General features: G+C 47.0%; 17 protein-coding genes. 10 read left to right on the top strand and 7 right to left on the bottom strand.

The genetic code is table 11. The features are described from left to right. Nucleotides 1-59: 59 nt before the first annotated feature. On the bottom strand, nucleotides 60-1106 hold the full coding sequence (queA, locus tag Q1A23_RS18605) for a tRNA preQ1(34) S-adenosylmethionine ribosyltransferase-isomerase QueA (RefSeq protein ID WP_299826233.1): 1047 nt from the start codon (nucleotides 1104-1106) through the stop codon (nucleotides 60-62). 193 nt (nucleotides 1107-1299) lie between these two features. On the opposite strand from queA, the gene Q1A23_RS18600 reads away from it, so the two are divergent. From Q1A23_RS18600 to uvrA, 7 genes are all read left to right on the top strand, one after another. After that, the gene (locus Q1A23_RS18600) at nucleotides 1300-2547 is read left to right on the top strand and encodes an ABC transporter permease (protein WP_299826230.1); all 1248 of its coding nucleotides are present in this window, start codon (nucleotides 1300-1302) and stop codon (nucleotides 2545-2547) included. A gap of 145 nt (nucleotides 2548-2692) precedes the next feature. Further along, nucleotides 2693-3556 carry a TIGR00730 family Rossman fold protein gene (locus Q1A23_RS18595; protein WP_299826229.1) on the top strand — a complete coding sequence of 288 codons (864 nt, stop codon included), beginning with the start codon at nucleotides 2693-2695 and terminating at the stop codon, nucleotides 3554-3556. A gap of 96 nt (nucleotides 3557-3652) precedes the next feature. Next, the gene (locus Q1A23_RS18590; RefSeq protein ID WP_299826228.1) at nucleotides 3653-4522 is read left to right on the top strand and encodes an AraC family transcriptional regulator; all 870 of its coding nucleotides are present in this window, start codon (nucleotides 3653-3655) and stop codon (nucleotides 4520-4522) included. 115 nt (nucleotides 4523-4637) lie between these two features. Beyond that, nucleotides 4638-5750 carry a family 16 glycoside hydrolase gene (locus Q1A23_RS18585; RefSeq protein WP_299826226.1) on the top strand — a complete coding sequence of 371 codons (1113 nt, stop codon included), beginning with the start codon at nucleotides 4638-4640 and terminating at the stop codon, nucleotides 5748-5750. A gap of 188 nt (nucleotides 5751-5938) precedes the next feature. Next, nucleotides 5939-6331, top strand: coding sequence for a DUF202 domain-containing protein (locus Q1A23_RS18580; protein WP_299826224.1), 393 nt, complete (start codon nucleotides 5939-5941; stop codon nucleotides 6329-6331). Between the two features lie 66 nt (nucleotides 6332-6397). Further along, nucleotides 6398-6781, top strand: a complete 384-nt coding sequence (locus tag Q1A23_RS18575) for a DUF202 domain-containing protein (protein ID WP_299826222.1) — start codon at nucleotides 6398-6400, stop codon at nucleotides 6779-6781. Nucleotides 6782-6909: 128 nt separating this feature from the next. Next, on the top strand, nucleotides 6910-9810 hold the full coding sequence (gene uvrA / locus Q1A23_RS18570) for an excinuclease ABC subunit UvrA (RefSeq protein WP_299826220.1): 2901 nt from the start codon (nucleotides 6910-6912) through the stop codon (nucleotides 9808-9810). A 59-nt stretch (nucleotides 9811-9869) separates the two neighbouring features. Here uvrA and Q1A23_RS18565 read toward each other — a convergent pair whose 3' ends face one another. Further along, on the bottom strand, nucleotides 9870-10427 hold the full coding sequence (locus tag Q1A23_RS18565) for a DUF4142 domain-containing protein (RefSeq protein ID WP_299826218.1): 558 nt from the start codon (nucleotides 10425-10427) through the stop codon (nucleotides 9870-9872). Between the two features lie 94 nt (nucleotides 10428-10521). Next, the gene (locus Q1A23_RS18560; protein ID WP_299826216.1) at nucleotides 10522-11100 is read right to left on the bottom strand and encodes a DUF4142 domain-containing protein; all 579 of its coding nucleotides are present in this window, start codon (nucleotides 11098-11100) and stop codon (nucleotides 10522-10524) included. A gap of 213 nt (nucleotides 11101-11313) precedes the next feature. Between Q1A23_RS18560 and Q1A23_RS18555 the strand changes: the two genes are divergently transcribed. Further along, entirely contained in the window at nucleotides 11314-12012 is a 699-nt protein-coding gene (locus tag Q1A23_RS18555; protein ID WP_299826214.1) for an ABC transporter ATP-binding protein, read from the top strand. Nucleotides 12013-12098: 86 nt separating this feature from the next. On the opposite strand, the gene Q1A23_RS18550 is transcribed toward Q1A23_RS18555, so the two are convergent. Together Q1A23_RS18550 and Q1A23_RS18545 are read right to left on the bottom strand one after the other, a co-directional pair. Then, complete coding sequence (locus Q1A23_RS18550) at nucleotides 12099-12812, bottom strand: hypothetical protein (protein ID WP_299826212.1); 714 nt, start codon at nucleotides 12810-12812, stop codon at nucleotides 12099-12101. Between the two features lie 190 nt (nucleotides 12813-13002). Beyond that, nucleotides 13003-13785, bottom strand: coding sequence for an enoyl-CoA hydratase-related protein (locus Q1A23_RS18545; protein ID WP_299826210.1), 783 nt, complete (start codon nucleotides 13783-13785; stop codon nucleotides 13003-13005). A 241-nt stretch (nucleotides 13786-14026) separates the two neighbouring features. Here Q1A23_RS18545 and Q1A23_RS18540 point away from each other — a divergent pair, with 241 nt between their 5' ends. Then, the gene (locus Q1A23_RS18540) at nucleotides 14027-15421 is read left to right on the top strand and encodes a T9SS type A sorting domain-containing protein (RefSeq protein ID WP_299826208.1); all 1395 of its coding nucleotides are present in this window, start codon (nucleotides 14027-14029) and stop codon (nucleotides 15419-15421) included. A gap of 51 nt (nucleotides 15422-15472) precedes the next feature. Here Q1A23_RS18540 and Q1A23_RS18535 read toward each other — a convergent pair whose 3' ends face one another. Continuing rightward, nucleotides 15473-16093 carry a hypothetical protein gene (locus Q1A23_RS18535; RefSeq protein ID WP_299826206.1) on the bottom strand — a complete coding sequence of 207 codons (621 nt, stop codon included), beginning with the start codon at nucleotides 16091-16093 and terminating at the stop codon, nucleotides 15473-15475. Between the two features lie 112 nt (nucleotides 16094-16205). Then, nucleotides 16206-17645 carry an RNA polymerase factor sigma-54 gene (gene rpoN, locus Q1A23_RS18530; RefSeq protein WP_299826204.1) on the bottom strand — a complete coding sequence of 480 codons (1440 nt, stop codon included), beginning with the start codon at nucleotides 17643-17645 and terminating at the stop codon, nucleotides 16206-16208. A 287-nt stretch (nucleotides 17646-17932) separates the two neighbouring features. Between rpoN and asnS the strand changes: the two genes are divergently transcribed. Beyond that, the gene (gene asnS / locus Q1A23_RS18525) at nucleotides 17933-19372 is read left to right on the top strand and encodes an asparagine--tRNA ligase (protein ID WP_299826202.1); all 1440 of its coding nucleotides are present in this window, start codon (nucleotides 17933-17935) and stop codon (nucleotides 19370-19372) included. The last annotated feature ends 82 nt before the right edge of the window (nucleotides 19373-19454 follow it).

Here is a 19454-nt window from a genome sequence, read left to right as displayed (position 1 = left end):
AATATAAAAAAAGCCCCAACCGTAATGGCTGGGGCTTTTATATTTCTGCAAAGTATAACTTACAGGATAAGCATTACATCGCCGTAGCTAAAGAAGCGGTATTTCTCTTTTACAGCTTCTTCGTATGCTTTCATAACCAAGTCGTAACCACCAAAGGCAGCAGCCATCATCAATAGCGTGCTTTCCGGCATATGGAAGTTTGTAACCAGAGCGTTTGCGATTTTAAAATCGTATGGAGGGAAGATGAAACGATCTGTCCAGCCTTCGTTTGGCTTCAGGCGGCTGTTAGCCGATACCGAAGACTCCAATGCACGCATGGTAGTAGTACCGATGGCACACACGCGCTTCTTGTTATCCAGCGCTTTGTTTACCATCTCGGCAGTCTCGCCAGGAACCATAAAGTTCTCCGAGTCCATCTTGTGTTTGGTAAGGTCTTCCACATCTACAGGCCGGAAAGTGCCCAAGCCAACGTGCAACGTTATAGGGGCCATATCCACGCCTTTAATCTCCAGGCGCTTCATTACCTCTTTAGTGAAGTGCAAACCTGCAGTTGGAGCAGCCACAGCGCCTACGTTTTTCGCGTAAACTGTCTGGTAACGCTCTCTGTCTTCCGGCTCAGCTTCGCGCTTAATGTATTTCGGAAGCGGCGTTTCTCCTAAATCGTTGATTGTCTTGTAAAACTCCTCGTCGGTACCGTCAAATAAAAACTTAATTGTACGGCCACGCGATGTGGTGTTGTCGATAACTTCAGCTACCAGGTCGCTTTCGCCAAAGTATAACTTGTTACCTACACGTATCTTGCGGGCTGGGTCCACCAACACGTCCCACAGGTGAATTTCTTTGTTAAGCTCGCGCAGCAGGAAAACCTCGATCTTAGCACCCGTTTTCTCTTTGTTGCCGTAAAGGCGCGCCGGGAAAACCTTTGTGTCGTTCACCACCATCACATCGCCATCGTCGAAATACTCCAGGATGTCTTTGAAAACGCGGTGCTCTATTTTGCCTGTATCGCGGTGCACCACCATCATGCGCGACTCATCGCGGTTTTCAGAGGGGTGTGTGGCCATTAGGCTTTCAGGAAGCTCAAACTTAAATTCTGATAATTTCATAAATTTAATATTACGGTATTAAACTTTAAGTAAATATTGCTGGAGATAAACATGCAAAATCAACGGGCGGGTTCATTAGGCTGCATCCAGTAAAAAAACAAAAAATCGAGCCGCAAATTTACTCAGTTTGCCCGAATTATTCTTACTTTTAAGAAAATTACTTCTAGCTAACAAAATTATACTATTTAAAACTATGATATACCTACGCTTGGTAGCAGAGAGCTTCCGGTTTGCATGGCAGGCGCTAAGAGCCAACCTGATGCGCACTATTCTGTCTTTGCTGGGGGTTACTATTGGTATATTTGCCATTATCTCGGTTTTCACGCTCGTAGACTCCCTGGAGCGTAACGTGCGCGATAGTATGAGCTTTATCGGCGATAAGGTAATTTATGTACAGAAGTGGCCATGGTCTTTTGATGCCAACCGCCCCTGGTGGAAGTATTTTCAATGGCCTGAACCAACAATGCGCGAGTTCAGGCTGCTGGAGCGTAACCTCACCAATGGTGCAGGCGCGGCTATTTTTGCAGACAAAGGCAACAACACATTTAAGCAAGCCAACAACAGTTTCTCTAACGCCGGCCTTATCGGTGTAACATACGAGTACAACAAAGTAACCGAGATTCCTGTTGAGGAAGGCCGCTACTTTATTCCGCAGGAAGTAACCGCAGCCCGTAACGTGGTAATTATAGGCAACGAAATGGCTACGGCCTTGTTTCCGCACACAGACCCGCTGGGGCAGGAGGTAAAAGTGGCCGGCCAGAAACTGGTGGTAATCGGGGTGATGGAGAAGCAGGGCGAGAACATGTTTGGTGGCCCTAACTTTGACCAGATGGGGGTTGTGCCTTATGGTACTTTTGCTAAAATGTTTGATGTGGGCCCAACTGGCATTGGCTCTGCCATTGTAGTAAAAGGCCGCGAAGACGATGCCGGGCTAATGGAGCTAGAGTATGAAATACGTGGTTTGATGCGCAACATACGCGGCCTGCGCCCTCTGGATGAAGACAATTTTTCTTTAAACAGGCCTGAAATGATTACACAGGCAATTGGTGGATTCTTCCAGGTGGTTGGCCTGGCAGGTTGGGTAATTGGTGGCTTTGCCATACTTGTGGGAGGCTTTGGTATAGCCAACATTATGTTTGTGTCTGTAAAAGAGCGCACCAACATCATCGGTATACAGAAATCATTGGGAGCCAAAAACTATTTTATACTTTTCCAGTTCTTGTTTGAGTCGGTATTTTTGAGCTTAATTGGCGGAGGCATAGGCATTTTGCTCGTGTTCCTGCTCACGCTCATACCCCAGGACATGATGAAGGTGTCGCTGTCGATGGGCAACATTATACTTGGGCTTGGCGTATCGGCGGTGATAGGAATGCTTTCCGGTATTATACCGGCGGTTTTAGCCTCAAATCTGGACCCGGTTATTGCAATCCGGTCTAAATAGATATATTTACACCCTTGGTTGATTTGCAGCGCTTCCTCACCAGATGCAAAACACCCTTAACTTTTATTTTAATTGAGATGATGTGCGCCAGGTAAATTGGCGCCCAGGGGCGAACGCGCCCCTGCGATGTAGATGACGAAAAATTATGACAAAGCTTAGAAAGACAAGCAAAACCAAGCTCCACGAGCAGGAGCTAAACACAGGCAGCGGACAAACGATCCTAAAGCCGGATGTAAACGAGAACAAAGCAAAATCTATTACTGACCTGCGCGAAAGTGGCCAGACTACTGCAGCACCTGCCTCTCCGGAAGACAGAAAAATTCGGCAGGCCTTTGTAGATAAAGACTGGAACGAGATTAAAATAGCAGACTCGTGGCAGATATTTAAAGTAATGTCGGAGTTTGTGGAAGGATTCGAGAAGTTGGCTAAAATTGGCCCATGCGTTTCTATCTTCGGCTCGGCACGAACTAAAAACACCCACAAGTACTATGTAATGGCCGAAGAGATTGCAGCCAAACTGGTTCGCCACGGTTACGGCGTGATTACAGGTGGTGGCCCGGGCATTATGGAGGCCGGTAACAAAGGGGCTCACTCAGAAGGCGGTAAGTCTGTGGGCCTTAACATCCACCTGCCGTTCGAGCAGTTTAACAACATTTACATCGACTCTGATAAACTTATCAACTTCGATTACTTTTTTGTGCGCAAAGTAATGTTTGTGAAGTATGCACAGGGCTTTGTGGTAATGCCAGGCGGTTTCGGTACGCTGGATGAGTTGTTCGAGGCGATCACGCTAATCCAGACAAAGAAGATCGGTGCATTCCCGATCGTGCTGGTAGGCCGTGAATACTGGGGCGGCCTGATGCAATGGGTAGAAGATGTGATGCTGAAAATGGAAAGCAACATCAGCGCCGAGGACCTTGACCTGGTGCATATCGTAGATGATCCGTCAGAGGCCGTGAAGGTAATTGACGATTTCTACAGCAAGTACCTGTTGTCTCCGAACTTCTAAGAGAAAGAGGTTTTATACTTACACGAAAGCCCGCTGCCCTGGTAGCGGGCTTTTGCTTTTATACTATATTTGTTTGCACTGCTAAAAGCATAGTATATGCCAAAACAAGATATCCTGTACTTCGATTTTCTTCGGAACAAGTATGGACCTGAGCTGCTGCTGGATGTGGGGCGAATGGAGTCATTGCAGAACTTCGTACTTTCGGATACGCCGCATGTGCTTTCGTTTTATGACATCATGTTTCTAGAGCGTGGCAACGGCACCTTTAGCTTAGATGGAGTAGCTTATACATTAGAGCCGGGGCGCATTGTATTTACCTCGCCGGGGCAGGTGCGGCAATGGAACGCTGAAGGCGAAGTAGCGGGCTATACTTTGTTTTTTGAGGAAGATTTCATCGTTACTTTCTTCAATGATCCGCTTTTCCTGAGCCGTTTCCAGTTTTTTAACAATGCTGCCAGGCCTTCAGGTATACTTGCGCCAGCGGCAGAGTTTCAGGAGAGCTTACAAACAATACAAGCTATTGAGCAGGAGTTTAAAGGCCTGCAAAATGATAGCCCGCACATGCTGCGTGCTTTGTTGTACCAGCTGCTGGTTCGCCTGCACCGCCTTTACGCACAGCAACACAGCACCAATTCCGATACAGAGGGCAACTATACTATTTATACTTTCCGGAAGCTACTGGAGCAGCATTACAGGCAAAAGCACCAGGTGCAGGAGTACGCCGAACTTCTGCACACCACACCTGCACACCTCAACAGTATGGCACAGCGCTATTTTGGCGCTACTGCCTCAACACTAATTAAAAACCGCCTGTTACTGGAGGCCAAAAGGCAGCTGCTTTATACTTCAAAGACCGTAGCAGAAATAGCCTACAGCCTTAACTTCTCCGATACTGCTAACTTTAACCGCTTCTTTCGCACACAAGCAGGAGTGGCACCTAAAGCTTACCGTAGCAGCCAAGTATAAATTGACCATAAAATCACCTAAAACGACCTGTTGCCCCACTATACTTTAGGCGACCTTTGTACTGTGCAGTTACAAGTATACAACTGCCATTACAGCACTAGTACAAAGTATAACTATGAAAAAGTATTTCTTATTGATGTGGGGTTTGTCCATTTGTTTAGCCGCACTAGCCAGCGAGGGCAAATTCTCTTTTAACTCTGGCAATTGGGCTACAGACGAGGCTAAAACTAAAGTAGAAAGACACCTTGGGCAAGAGAGTTTGCACCTGCAACGCGGCCACCTGCTCTACAACGAGGCCGAGATGCAGGATGGTATACTGGAAGTGGACATTGCCCCTGACCCGGCACGTGGCATGGCTGGCCTTATATTCCGGCACGATGGCAAAAACAACTACGAAGAAATTTACATCAGGCAAGGCAAATCGGGGCAGCCGGATGCCGTGCAGTACACCCCTGTTTTTAATGGCAGCAGCTCGTGGCAACTTTATGCAGAGCACCAGGCAAGGCAGGTTTTCAAACCCGGCGAGTGGATACACCTTAAAGTTGTAGTGCAGGGCGCTATGGCAAAAGTATACCTCGACCACTCTGACACGCCAGCTATGGTAATACCAAACCTGCGCCACGGCAGCAAAGGCGGCAAGTTCGGTCTCTGGACACTTAGTGGCGCATACTTCAGCAACTTTAAGTATACAGCCTTAGATCCTGCCTCCACTCCTGCGCAAGCAATCGCGCCCGATGTACCACCTAATGCCATACTTAAATGGAAAGTATCGCAAACGTTTCTGGTAAAAGATGCCCGACCTGAAGTATGGCCTAGCTTAAACGAGTTAAAGTGGGAAACATTACCAACTGATGCCCAGGGTTTACTTAACATTGCGCAATACCGTAGCAAGCAGGAAGCCGAGCACTTTGAAGCCAATACCGAGGACATGGTGTGGGTAAAGCTGGAACTGAACTCTGATAAGGCACAGGCAAAGCAGCTATACTTTGAGTACAGCAACAAAGCGCATATGTATGTAAATGGCCAGCCCCTATACTTTGGCGATAACAGCTTTAGGGCAAAAAACAACCTGTTTCGGGGCGAGATAGACAAAAGCCTTCGCACCAATGCAGTATTCCTCCCACTTAAAAAAGGATCAAACACAATATTAATCGCTGTAACATCTAAGGCAAATGGTTGGGGAGTAATGGCAAGGTTTGAAGACACACAAGGTATAAGTATAAAGTGAAAACGCACCTCGCTAAAGAATAGCCTTTGCCTATGTGATAAAGGCTATTTTGCTTTCATAAAATCTTCAACAGCTATATAATTACTGTTTGATAAAATCACTAAGCTACAGGAGCTATGCATTGCTGCTGCCGTGTTCTGTGGCTGTAAAGCACTACCCTACCTGCTGCCGCTGCCGTATATGTGCTTATGAACTGGAGAGCCATACTTAGCCGCAAAGACCGCAAGCGGATAAAGAAAGAACTAAAAGTACAGGAAAAGCAAAACCTTGAAGTACGGGACCAACTGGCAATGGAACGCACCATACTGGCCAACGAGCGGACGCTTTTGGCTTACAGCCGAACAGCCATGGCGCTTGTGTTGGCAGGTTTGTCTTTCATGAAATTTTTTGAGGATCCTTTGTACCAGGGACTAGGTGCCTTATTTATTCCTGTTGGACTTATAATCGGCTTTATTGGCTACCGCAGATACTGCAAAAAGCAGGAAAGAATTCTCAACCATACCAAAGTATACGCTCCCACAAGCCCTATACATGCCGAAGTCGCAGCCCAGGAGAAGCCTGGCACAGATCAGAAAGTATGATCATTCCGTAAGCTATTCTGATGCAAGTGCACAAATCTTCTAACCTGTAGTTCAACGTGAATCACCATGTCAGACGCCAATAAAGAGAAAATCAAAAAGCTTAAGAAAAAGCTAAAAATACAGGAGAAGAAGAACACAGAAATCCGGGACCAAATGGCTACGCAACGGACCATATTTGCTAACGAACGCACGCTAATGGCATACCTGCGCACCGCTATGACTGTTACAGCCGGTGGGTTTGCTGCCATCAAATTCTCAAACGATTTTTACCTCGAGGCTATAGGGGTAGCACTTTTACCTACAGGCATTATTCTGGCCATCTACAGCTTTATGAGGTACAGGCAAAAGCAAAGGCTTATAGAGCGCCACCACGAAGACTACACACATACCAGCCACCACCACGCAGAGCTGCACGAAAAAGAAGCTTCTGGCTACGGCAACGTTGATTGATATGCCTTACCACTTTATTAAACAATCCTAAACCAATTACCTTCATTTTCTGTTAAGAGTGGTTAGGGTTTTGCTGCTGTAAAACCCTTGCGTTTTTGTAAATTGCGATTTAAAACAAAATATCCTGAATGGATCTCAACCAAGAGCAACAAACTGCTTTAACAGGCACAGCAACCGACACGCAAAACCCAGGTATAAATGGCGATGCGCAGCAAATCGAAGTATACGGTGCCCGCGAACATAACCTCAAAAACATTTCTATAAAGCTTCCGCGCTACAAGCTGGTTGTATTTACCGGCATTAGTGGCTCGGGCAAATCGTCCCTGGCTTTCGACACCATTTACGCTGAGGGGCAGCGCCGCTACATGGAAACATTCTCGGCATACGCACGCTCGTTTATGGGTGGCCTGGAGCGCCCGCAGGTAGATAAGATTGAGGGGCTTTCGCCGGTTATCTCCATAGAGCAGAAAACCACCAGCCGCAACCCGCGCTCTACTGTAGGCACTATCACCGAGATTTACGACTTTATGCGACTACTCTGGGCACGTACCGCAGAGGCATTTAGCTATGTAACAGGCGATAAAATGGTGCGCCAAAGCGATGACCAGATCGTGAACCATATTCTGGAGAACTTTGATGGCAAGCGCATTGTGGTGCTGGCACCGGTTGTAAAAGGCCGTAAAGGGCACTACCGCGAGCTTTTCCAGCAAATCCGCAAAATGGGCTTTATTCGTGCCCGCGTAGATGGCGAACTGCTGGAGATAACTCCAAAAATGCAGGTGGACAGGTATAAGATCCACGACATCGAGATTGTAATTGATAAAATTGTTGTAAAAGAAGAAGACCGCTTCAGGTTATCAAGCTCGGTACAGAATGCGCTGACACATGGCAAAGGCACCATACTTATACTTGATGCAGATGCCGACAAAACGCACTTCTTCTCCCGCCACCTCATGGACCCGGCTACCGGCATCGCTTACGACGATCCGGCTCCGAATTCCTTCTCGTTCAACTCGCCTTATGGTGCCTGCCCGGTGTGCAATGGTTTGGGAGAGATACAGGAGATAACCGAAGAATCTGTAATACCTGACAAGAGCCTGAGTATTCGCCGTGGTGGTATTGCCCCGCTTGGCGAGTACCGCGACATCTGGATCTTTAAGCAGATCGAAGCTCTGTTTAAGCACTTTAAAGTATCGGTTTCTACTCCAATAAAAGACTTGCCAGAGGATGTGGTAAAAGTACTGCTTTATGGCCTGGACGAAGACCTGGAAGTAAACACGAAAAAGGGCAGCTATATTGTAGAGTTTGAGGGCATCATCAACTTCCTGAAAAACCAGATGGAGTCTGACTCTGACAATATTCGCTCTTGGGTAGAGGACTTTACACAGACTAATACTTGCCCGGAGTGTAACGGCCACAGGCTTAAAAAAGAGTCGCTGCACTTTAAGATAGACAACAAGAACATTGGTGAACTTTCTGTTTTAGACATAACTAAGCTTGCTGCCTGGTTTGAGGGACTGGAAGAACGCCTGAGCGAGCGGCAGAATGTAATTGCCAAAGAACTGCTAAAGGAAATCCGGAAACGCATTGGCTTTTTGCTTGACGTTGGTTTGGATTACCTGAGCCTGCACCGCCCTGTTAAAACCTTATCAGGTGGCGAAAGCCAGCGTATACGCCTTGCCACGCAAATTGGCACGCAACTGGTAGGTGTGCTTTACATTATGGATGAACCAAGTATAGGCCTGCACCAGCGCGATAACGAACGCCTGATTAAAGCCCTCCAGGACCTACGCGACCTCGGCAACTCCATTATTGTGGTAGAGCACGACAAAGACATGATACTGCAGTCGGATTATGTGGTGGATATTGGCCCGGGTGCAGGTATACATGGTGGGCAGGTAGTTACAGCAGGCACGCCACAAGAGATGATGAATGCCGGCACTACTACCGCTGATTTCCTGAGCAACCGCAGAGGCATTGAGGTGCCACGTATAAAGCGCGAAGGCAATGGCAAAGTGCTAAAACTAAAAGGGGCAACAGGGCATAACCTCAAAAACGTTACGCTGGAATTGCCACTAGGTAAGATGATCTGTATAACAGGGGTGTCGGGCAGCGGCAAGTCATCGCTGATACATGATACGCTGTACCCTATACTTAACACACACTTCTTCAGGGCAAAGCGTGAGCCGCTGCCATACAAAAGCATAGAAGGCCTGGAGCACCTGGATAAGGTAATCGAGGTAGACCAGTCGCCGATTGGCCGCACGCCGCGCTCTAACCCTGCCACTTACACGGGTGTGTTTACTGATATCCGCACGCTGTTTGCGCAGCTGCCGGAGGCCAAGATCAGAGGCTATACTCCTGGGCGTTTCTCATTCAACGTAAAGGGTGGCCGCTGCGAAGCCTGCGAAGGTGCAGGTATGCGTACCATTGAGATGAACTTTTTGCCGGATGTGTACGTGCCTTGCGAAGTATGCAAAGGCAAGCGCTACAACCGCGAAACACTAGAGGTACGGTTTAAAGGCAAGAGTGTAACTGATGTGCTGGACATGACAGTAGAGCAAGCTGTGGAGTTCTTCGAAAGCCAGCCGCGCATTCTGCGCAAGATACAAACCCTGAACGATGTGGGCTTAGGGTACATCACGCTGGGCCAGCAAGCAACTACTTTATCGGGTGGTGAGGCGCAGCGCGTAAAACTGGCAACAGAGTTATCTAAGAAAGACACCGGCCAAACGCTTTATATACTTGATGAGCCAACCACAGGACTGCACTTCCAGGACATTCAGCATTTAACGGATGTGCTGCACAAGCTAACCGATAAAGGCAATACGGTACTTATTATTGAGCACAGCCTGGATATGATTAAAGTGGCCGACCATGTGATAGATATTGGCCCGGAAGGTGGCGAAGGTGGCGGAACGATTGTTGCCAGCGGAACACCGGAACAGGTAGCAAAAGTAAAGAAAGGCTATACTTCCCGGTTCCTGGCAGCGGAGCTCAAGACCAGCATTTACCGCGAGAACAACTAAAACTGAAGTATAAAAAGAAAATGGCAGTTACTTATTTGTGGTAACTGCCATTTTCTTTTTTAGTCTATTTTTTCTTGAAGCCGCTGCGCTGCATTAGTGTGCTGCCGCAGCAAGGGCAACTGCCGCGAGGCATATTGTTTTACCTCCATGCTGGTGCCGTTTTCAGCTATATCTTCATATCTTTTCAGCAGGTTCTTGTGCTGGTCAAGCATGGCGCGTATAAATTCGATGTCGAAAGAAATGCCTTCTTTACCTGTTACCTGATCGTACACTTTCTGGTGGGCAGCCCCCATTGTTTGAGGCAGCACAATGTTTACTTGGTTTGCTACTTCCTGCAGTTCGCTGTTCATTTGTTTATAAGCACCCTCCGCGCGCTGCGCAAAACTCTGCACTTCGGGGCTCACACCGCTACTTAAGGCAGCTTGGCTTATTTGCACATGCAGCATGTTGGCACTTGCGGCTTCTGCAGCAAATAAGGCGTCGTTTTCCATGTTCTGGATGCCTGCCGCTTCAAACTGCTGCACACTTTGCTCGGTTGCCTGTTCAATGCTGTCTCCGGGGCCACAAGCAGTTAAAAGCACGAGCACAGGCAGTAAACCAAGTATAACTTTCTTCATCTGTGATTATTTTTTATGTATAAAGCATCTGCAAGTATACCTCGCAGATGCTTTACTAGCTTTAACATTAGATAGCTGCAATATAATCAGACTACTACTGCTTATCAATTACATCTTTTAACTGCTGAGCTCTTTCGTGGTGTTGGCGCAGCTTAGGAAGCGTTGTGCTTGCAAAATTCTTTACCTCAGTATCCTGTATGTTGTTAGATGCATCCTCGAACAAGGTAACAGCTTCTTCATGAGAAGTTACCATCAGGTCCATGTACTCTTTGTCAAAATCTGCACCTGTTTTGTCGCGCAGGCTTTGCATTTGGTCCATGTGGTTCTGGCTCATGCTATCCGGCACCACAACATTTTTTTGCTGTGCCAGCGCCATAAGCTCTTTGTTGGCTGCCGTATGTTCGGTTACCATCATTTCGCCATACTTCTTAACTTCAGCGTTCTGGGCTTTCTGCTGCGCCAGTTTGCCTGCCTCTACCTCCAGCATGCCGCTACTGGCTGCTCGGGTCATAAAATCAGATTGCTCTGTCATCTGGTCTTCCATCTCAGTACCTTCGGCCATCTGCTCGTTGGTTTGCTGTGCCTCTTCTACGGCACCTTGCTCTTGGTTACAGGACACTATCCCGAATAAGAATGCTGCTAAGAACAGCCCTGTTGATGCAACTTTTTTCATAATTTTAGTCTTTTATATTTCATGTAAATAGTACTAGAACAGTTGAGTATACGCCCTTATACTTACTGAGTTATTAATTAGGGGCCTGTTGCCTTATTTACAGCCGATAACATTGCATAGTGCAAAACTTGATAGAACTTATAGTTAAGTAGGAGACTTATACTATGGGCCTTTGCATGTTGCTATGGGGCTTGCTTATTTTTTTGTTAGTTTATGAAACACATGGATTATTTTAAGTGGATAGTATGTATACTAGCCATTGCACTTGCGCCTATGGCCACAGCACAAGCCCAGGATGATGACCTGGCAGACATAGAGAATAATGTAATAAACCCGGCACATGACCGCCTCATCAAGTTCAGGCCCCTTGACTTTGGTGAAATAAGTTTAGCTTATGAAAAGCTTCGTTCCTCTAAGGTAGCCAATGAGTTAGGCTTAAGTTATATTTACAGCGCATACTTTAAAAGTTCAGGCTTTTTACCGGAAGATAAGCGCGTTAATGGTGTAGGCATCAGGATGAGCCAGCGCCATTATACTTCTAAAAAGAGGTTGGCGCCGTTTGGGTTTTATCATGGCCCTGCGTTTGGTTACCGCCTGCTCATCTTCGAAGAGAATGCATTTGGGCAGCAGGACCTGTCGCCAGCAGACCCCAACTATCGTTTTGTGGGCCGCCTCTACCAAAACTCCCTTGACCTGAGCTACCAATTTGGCTGGCAATTTATGCTAGGCAAGCATTTTACCTTAGAGGCAGGAGCCGCTTTAGGAGGCCGTGTAAAGTACGCCCGCTCTGTAGGTGCCGATGAGTTACTAACCGATAACATCATAGGTCATGCAGTAGTTGCCGAGACAAACTCAGCTATATTCCTGATGCCTCTCCCACAGCTTAACTTTTCGGTGGGCTATTCTTTTTGACAAAGTATAAGTGCCTTTAAAAACACAAGAGCCGGTTACACATACTTTGTAACCGGCTCTTGTGTTTTTAAATTATAAGTGGCTCGTTAATTAACTTTATTTAGAACGCTATACGACATTAACTTGCCATTGCGGTAGCTTTCTGATCGCACCATGCCAATTTTAGGTACATAATATTCCACGGTCTGTATTTTCATACCTGGCATCTTCATGCCCATTGCCTGGTTTTCCATTTCAGTACGCTGGCTTATCTTAAAGCTGTCGTAGGTACCGGCAGGCACTTTTATACTTTCCTTGCCTTCTACTGTGCGGTCAATAATTTTCATGGTCATGGTGCTGATGTTCTGGCCGCTGCTCTTATCTTTCACAGTAATGGTCATGGTTCCGTCTTCCAGCTTCTGGCCAGTTTGCAGGTTGCCCGGGTACAGCATTTTGTCGCCCTCCATACTTACATCCATATTCTTATAAGCATCCATCATTCCGGGGTTCATCAAAGAGCGCATGTCCATCGAAATGGTGCCGCCATCGCACCCGATTATAAACTCCCCTTCAGAGCTTAGCTTATCCTTGTTGTCATACACCTGAGTTTGCACGGTAGCCTCTACCCTATTGTTGTTAGTGTTCACGTTAGTAACCACATAGGTGGCTTTGCTCATAAGCTTGTCTTTCTGGTTATAAGTTAAAATCTCGTACTGTGTGTTATTGTTTAGCAGCATGTAGTCGCTGCAATTTTGCGCTTTGGCGGGCACAGCAAGCACTATGGCCACAAGCACAAGCAAAAGGTTTAGTTTTCTTTCCATAGGTTGAGGGTTTAAAAAGTAAATTCCATTACCATACTTAGTATAAATGCTACAGATAAAACCACGCTTTAAAGTAGTTACTGGTGGTTTTTAGAGTATACGCACTTTTACTTTAGGTGTAACATAAAAAAGTATTAGCATAAAAAAAGCCAGCGCAATGGCTGGCTTCTCTTCGAGATCATCTAGGCACTTATGCTCCCTTAAATTGCGGCTTCCGTTTCTCGTTAAAGGCCGTAACGCCTTCTTTATAATCTTCTGAGTTTCCGGCTATTTTCTGGCAATACGCTTCGTAGTCCAGCATCTCATCCAGGGTAGAGCTAAACGACTTGTTCAGCATCTTCTTCATCAGGCCGATAGCTTTGGTAGGACTCGCGGCATAGCGTGCAGCAAGTTCGGCAACAGCTGCGTCCAACTCTTCAGGGGCAACTACTTTGTTTACCATTCCTAGCTGCAGGGCTTCTGCTGCGCTTACTTTAGAGCCCAGCGTGCTCAACTCGAAAGCTTTTAAAGACCCAACCACGCGAGGCAGGAAAAAAGAAGATCCAGAATCCAGTACCAGTCCAACGTTTACAAACACCTCTATCATACTTGCAGCCGTAGAGGCCACTACCATATCGCAGGCCAGGGCAAGCGAGCAACCAGCACCTGCAGCCACACCGTTTAGTTTGCAGATGATAGGCTTAGGCAAGTTGCGCATCGCGCGTATAATCGGGTTGTAGCGCTTCTCTAAAGACTCCGACAGATCTCGTTTGCTGGCGCTGGCAATGGCTTTCAAATCCTGGCCAGAGCAAAAAGCCTTTCCGGCACCCGTCAGCACCACCACACGCACCTGTTCGTCGCGGGCTACCTGCTTTAGCGCATCCTGCAAATCATAGCTCTGCTGGTCGTTAAAGGCATTAAAAACATCCGGTCTGTTTAAGGTGATGGTGGCTATTCCGTCCTGCACCTCATATAGTAAACACTCGTAGGTCATATCTTATAGTTTTTGAGATAGTCAAAGTTAATAAAACAGCTGCGTTTGGCAAGGTATAAGCCGCCTGCCCCATACTACATCTGATGTTAAATAAATATTTTTATATTTTTATGGCATAAACTAATACAACTTATTTCTCCTGATGTTATATTTGCCCTAATTTAATCAGTTTACAGACTGATAACCAAGGCTATAGAAACTATAGCTGAGTATGCTACCAAACCTATAACTATACATTACTATGAAAAAAGTTTTTACCTTTCTGCTTTCTGCAGCAGCGCTTCTGTTGCATCCTGCACTTCAGGCGCAAAAGGCCCCTCTCGGGCTAGACAATCCGGTTTTTAAGGCTGCTTTAGAGCGCGTACAGAAGCGGGCAAGCTCTGAAAACGCTCGTTCTGCAGCAGCCCAGACCATTCGTGTTCCTCAAACGGAAACCTATGCTACATGGGGCGAAAACAACCAATGGGAAGATCAAGGCCGTGCCTCTTTTACTTACAACAACCGCGGCCAGTTAGAAACTGTAACCGAGGTTGAGTTACCTAGCAATACTAACTCTGCGCAATATACCTATGTGTACAACAGCCAGGGCATCAACACCGAGCTTATCGTAAAGGAGTGGGAAAACAATGCATGGGTAAACTCCAGCAGAATGACCATTGAACTGGAGGGCGAGTTATTAAAGAATTACGGGCTTTACAGCTGGAGCGGTACTGCCTGGAATTTGATGCTGGGAATACGTAATACAAACAATGTAACGAATGGGCGTGTTACTGAAACAATTACTGAATCTTTCTCGGCTATTCCTGGCTCGCAGACAAATGGCTGGGAACTATCGGAACGCACCACTTATGGCTATACCGGCACCGACAACAGGCCTACCAGCCTAACGACTTACGACCGGGAGGGTGCAGAGTGGGTTGAAGTTGAAAGAGAAACTGAAATAGCATACGTAGGCAACTCTGGCAACAGAAGCAGCTATTTTCTGGAGGTGTTTGATGCGATGAACAATGTCTGGAACAAGTATAAATACGAGTTTCAGTACAGCCAGAACACCGCCAACCAAACCCAGACAATGGTGGAAACAGCGTATGACGTAGAAGGAACCACCACCACGCCTACCCTGCGTACCACCTCCACTATACTTACCTCCGCCGAGCCTTATATCTCAGACCCAACTGTTGGCTTACTGGAAGAAGTGTATGACGAGGGCACAAACACCTGGGTGCGCAGCACCGAAGAAAGGTCTACCTTAACCCGTGACAACAATGGCGCTATCACCCAGATTATAGTTCAGGATTACAATGCAGGCACAAATGCTTTCGTAAATGCAGAACGCTACACATACACCGACTTTACAACTATTACCATTACCAGCGCAGCCGACGACGTGCTTGCCAAAGCAACTGAAGTATACCCTAACCCGGTGCAAAACAGCTTACGCGTAACTGTAGATGCAACGAAGGTACGCAATGGCACTCTCAACATTTACAGCATCACAGGCCAGAAAGTACACGAGCAGCACAAGCTAAACCCTATTACAACAGTAGACGTGAGCACATTGCCAGCAGGAATTTACATGGTGCGCATAACCGACGATAACAACGCCAACGTAACCAGGAGAATAATTAAACAGTAACGTTGCGATTTATACTTTGGCAGCAGGCGCTTTTTCAAAGCGTCTGCTGCTTTAATAAGCGATGTATGCCGTAACTATGGTTAATAAAAATCCAGCCCCATAACCTGCATATACCTGGGCGGGCGTATGCGCGTTTAGAGCCAGCCTTGCCGATAAAACCGCTCCGCTAAGCGCCACTACCACTACAATAGCCATCGTGATAGAGCCATCGGGCATCAGGCGGTTAAGCACCAGCAGCAATCCCAAAGTTCCTCCCAGGCCTACGCCATGGGCACTTACTTTCCAGAACAGCGACACGAAATAGGTCAGAAACACAGAAGCCGCAATAAGGCCCATCACAAAGAAAAAGATATCATCCAGGGCAGATGTTCTGTACAGCAGGTAAGCTGTTGTAGCGTAGCATATAGCAGTAAAAAGCAAAGGCAATCCCCGCTGCTCCCGCCTGTCCATCTCCAGCGAGTCCAGCTGGCCCATGCGTACCATGGTGTAAGCGCCAATGCCAGGCACCACAAACGTAGACAGCACTACAATGCCCATCACCACCCAGCGGCTCTCTAACGGCAATGTGAGCATAGCCGCCGGCATGTAGTAAAGTATAAATGCAAATAAATAAGTGGGCAGAAGTAGCGGATGAAACACCACAGACAGCGCCTGCGCCAAAGAACGGTTCACTTTATGCTGATGCGTTAATTGATTATGAATGATGAATTATCAGAGTTTATACTTAAACAGATTTTAGCTTGCTGAAATTTTTGGTTTTTAACTCAGCATTCATAATTCCGGATTAAAGCTCTTTACGCAGGCGGGCCACCGGTATGTTTAGCTGCTCCCTGTATTTTGCTACGGTACGGCGGGCAATGTTGTAGCCTTTATCGTTCAGCATTTTCTCTATCTTCTCATCGGAGAGCGGCTTGCGCTTGCTTTCGTTTTCTATAATCTCTTTTAGAATATGCTTTACCTCGCGGCTGCTGGCATCTTCCCCGGAGTCGGTGGCAATACCCTCTGAGAAGAAGTATTTAAGCGGATAAATACCGAACTCGGTTTGTACTGCTTTGCTGTTGGCCACACGGCTTACCGTACTGATGTCCATGCCTATCTCCTCTGCAATGTCTTTCAGGATCATGGGGCGCAATTCGCTTTCGTCACCTTCCAGAAAAAAGTCGTGCTGGTACTTAATAATGGCTTCCATGGTGCGCAGCAGCGTGTTCTGCCGCTGGCGAATGGCATCTATAAACCACTTGGCCGCATCCAGTTTCTGCTTCACAAACGTTACCGTCTCCTTCAGCTTCTTATCCTTTTTGTCTGACTTGTCATAGGCGTCAAACATTTCGGAGTAAGAGCGGCTGATGCGAAGGTCAGGGGCATTACGTGAGTTCAGCGATAGCTCCAGCTCACCGTTGTTGTTGGTAAGTATAAAATCAGGTATGATATACTGTATGCGCGCCATGCCTGCTCCTGCCCCACCCGGCTTCGGGTTAAGCTTGATGATCACGTCGACGGCTTTCTTCAGCTCATCCTCCGATATATTAAACTTGCTCTGTATTTTAGAGTAGTGCTTCTTCGTGAATTCATCAAACATATCACGGATGATGCGCTCGGCTAACAGCGTTATTTCGTCCTGCTCGCGGCGCTCCAATTGCAGCAAAAGGCACTCCGGCAAATCGCGGGCGCCAATGCCAGCAGGGTCAAATGTTTGTATCAGGTGCAGTACCTGTTCTATTTCTTCTTCGCTTGTTTCGATGTTCTGAGAAAAAGCCAGATCGTTGGCAATAGAGCTAAGTTCGCGGCGGATGTAGCCATCGCTGTCTATGCTACCAATCAGCTGCATACCGATGCTGTATTGCTTATCATCAAGGTCCAGGAAGCCCAGCTGGTCCATCAGCGAGTCGGTAAGCGTAGAAGTCATGGCGATGGGCATTTCACGGTCTTCTTCGTCATCGCCGCCACGGTCGCCCTGCATTTTGTAACCGCTTATTTCATCGTCGTGCAGGTAGTCGTCAATGTCAAGGTCATCGTCCTTGCTGTACTCTTCTTCGTACTCGTCGGTGTCGCTGTACTCGTCTGCAGTTTCTTCGCGGCCTTCTTCCAGGGCAGGGTTAATCTCGAGTTCTTCTTTTATGCGCATTTCCAACTCGGCAGTAGGTATCTGCAGCAGCTTGATAAATTGTATCTGCTGCGGCGATAACTTCTGGGATAAAAGTTGTCTTAAATCGAGTCGCTGCATAGTTTTAGAAGAATAGTTTGAGGCGGTTTAGTGCTCCTTCAAATTTAGGATAATTTTACTCTCATTTACAAAAAAGGTTAAAATATCGTTACTTTGAGGGATTTTCTGAAAAACGCTTAAAGCAAAGGCATACGTATCCTTTAGAGATGTAACAGCAGAGGTTAGCCTGTAAGTATAAGGCAGTTATTAATATATAGCTTCCCGCAGTTATTTTACCTATATTTCATTGTAAATTTATACTTTAAAAGATATTTTGTGCCTTTGATACAGGCAAATAACCATTACATATGCAACGCACAAAAGTAAAAGATCTGCTACAGGGTGCCGCAGTAGACCAGGAGGTTCTGCTGAAAGGCTGGGTGCGCACAAAGCGCGGGAATAAGTTTGTGAATTTTATCGCCGTGAACGACGGGTCTACGATAAATAATTTGCAGGTAGTGGCCGAAGCCGAAAAATTTAGCGAAGAGACACTTAAGGATGTTACTACTGGCGCCGCCATTGCCGTAATAGGCACGCTGGTTGCCTCGCAAGGCAAAGGGCAAGCTTTTGAAGTACAGGCTACAAGTATAGAAGTACTGGGCAAAGCCGACCCTGAAACATACCCATTGCAGAAAAAAGCGCATTCGCTGGAGTTTTTGCGTGAGATAGCGCACCTGCGCTTCCGCACCAACACCTTTGGCGCTGTGTTCAGGGTTCGTAACTCGCTTGCATTTGCGGTGCACAGGTTCTTTAACGAGAAGGGCTTTGTATACATGCACACGCCTATCATCACGGCATCAGATGCTGAGGGCGCTGGCGAAATGTTCCGGGTAACAACGCTAGACCCGGTAAACCCTCCTAAAACAGAAGACGGACAGGTAAACTACGCAGAAGACTTTTTTGGGAAAGCAACAAACCTTACTGTATCGGGGCAGCTGGAAGGCGAGTTGGCAGCCATGGCCTTTAGCGACATTTATACTTTCGGACCAACGTTTAGAGCCGAAAACTCGAACACCACGCGCCACCTGGCCGAGTTCTGGATGATAGAGCCGGAAATGGCTTTCTACGACCTGAAAATGAACGCCGACCTGGCCGAGGAGTTTATCAAGTATATCATCCGCTACGCGCTGGAGCATAACCGCGAGGATATTGAGTTCCTGGGGCAGCGTTTAGCAGAAGAAGACAAAAGCAAGCCGCAGCATGAGCGCCAGGAAATGACTTTGCTGGAGAAGCTGGAGTTTGTAGTAAACAATGATTTCGAGCGCGTAACATATACCGAGGCTATCGACATCCTAGTAAACTCAAACCACTACAAGAAGAAGAAATTCCAGTACGACGTTAGCTGGGGCATTGATCTGCAGAGTGAGCACGAGCGTTACCTGGTAGAGAAGCACTTTAAAAAGCCGGTGATCGTAACTAATTACCCGAAAGATATCAAAGCCTTTTACATGCGCCTGAACGACGACGGCAAAACCGTGGCAGCCATGGACATACTTGCTCCGGGCATTGGCGAGATTGTAGGTGGTTCGCAGCGTGAGGAGCGTTTAGATATTTTGGTAGAACGCATGAAAGGTGTGGGCATTCACGAAGAAGACCTGTGGTGGTATCTGGATACCCGCCGCTTTGGAGGTTGCCCGCATGCTGGCTTTGGCCTTGGCTTTGAGCGCATGGTGCAGTTTGTTACCGGCATGGGTAACATCCGGGATGTGATTCCTTTCCCGAGAACACCGCAAAACGCAGAGTTTTAAGATCTATATGTCTCGTCCTGATATAAGTTGACGGGTTTGAGACGAAATTACTTTTTAATTTGAGACCTCCAATACGTTTGTG

The organism is uncultured Pontibacter sp., assembly GCF_947492645.1.
Lineage (GTDB): Bacteria > Bacteroidota > Bacteroidia > Cytophagales > Hymenobacteraceae > Pontibacter.
This window is presented reverse-complemented; position numbering and strand designations above follow the sequence as displayed.

What these genes read in the sequence shown, in the direction of transcription:
- Q1A23_RS18580 (WP_299826224.1), top strand. Translation starts at nt 5,939, where the DNA reads ATGAACTGGAGAGCCATACTTAGCCGCAAAGACCGCAAGCGGATAAAG.
- Q1A23_RS18540 (WP_299826208.1), top strand. Translation starts at nt 14,027, where the DNA reads ATGAAAAAAGTTTTTACCTTTCTGCTTTCTGCAGCAGCGCTTCTGTTG.
- Q1A23_RS18545 (WP_299826210.1), bottom strand. Translation starts at nt 13,785, where the DNA reads ATGACCTACGAGTGTTTACTATATGAGGTGCAGGACGGAATAGCCACC.
- Q1A23_RS18595 (WP_299826229.1), top strand. Translation starts at nt 2,693, where the DNA reads ATGACAAAGCTTAGAAAGACAAGCAAAACCAAGCTCCACGAGCAGGAG.
- Q1A23_RS18585 (WP_299826226.1), top strand. Translation starts at nt 4,638, where the DNA reads ATGAAAAAGTATTTCTTATTGATGTGGGGTTTGTCCATTTGTTTAGCC.
- Q1A23_RS18555 (WP_299826214.1), top strand. Translation starts at nt 11,314, where the DNA reads ATGAAACACATGGATTATTTTAAGTGGATAGTATGTATACTAGCCATT.
- rpoN (WP_299826204.1), bottom strand. Translation starts at nt 17,645, where the DNA reads ATGCAGCGACTCGATTTAAGACAACTTTTATCCCAGAAGTTATCGCCG.
- Q1A23_RS18560 (WP_299826216.1), bottom strand. Translation starts at nt 11,100, where the DNA reads ATGAAAAAAGTTGCATCAACAGGGCTGTTCTTAGCAGCATTCTTATTC.
- Q1A23_RS18590 (WP_299826228.1), top strand. Translation starts at nt 3,653, where the DNA reads ATGCCAAAACAAGATATCCTGTACTTCGATTTTCTTCGGAACAAGTAT.
- asnS (WP_299826202.1), top strand. Translation starts at nt 17,933, where the DNA reads ATGCAACGCACAAAAGTAAAAGATCTGCTACAGGGTGCCGCAGTAGAC.
- Q1A23_RS18600 (WP_299826230.1), top strand. Translation starts at nt 1,300, where the DNA reads ATGATATACCTACGCTTGGTAGCAGAGAGCTTCCGGTTTGCATGGCAG.
- queA (WP_299826233.1), bottom strand. Translation starts at nt 1,106, where the DNA reads ATGAAATTATCAGAATTTAAGTTTGAGCTTCCTGAAAGCCTAATGGCC.
- Q1A23_RS18565 (WP_299826218.1), bottom strand. Translation starts at nt 10,427, where the DNA reads ATGAAGAAAGTTATACTTGGTTTACTGCCTGTGCTCGTGCTTTTAACT.
- Q1A23_RS18550 (WP_299826212.1), bottom strand. Translation starts at nt 12,812, where the DNA reads ATGGAAAGAAAACTAAACCTTTTGCTTGTGCTTGTGGCCATAGTGCTT.
- Q1A23_RS18575 (WP_299826222.1), top strand. Translation starts at nt 6,398, where the DNA reads ATGTCAGACGCCAATAAAGAGAAAATCAAAAAGCTTAAGAAAAAGCTA.
- uvrA (WP_299826220.1), top strand. Translation starts at nt 6,910, where the DNA reads ATGGATCTCAACCAAGAGCAACAAACTGCTTTAACAGGCACAGCAACC.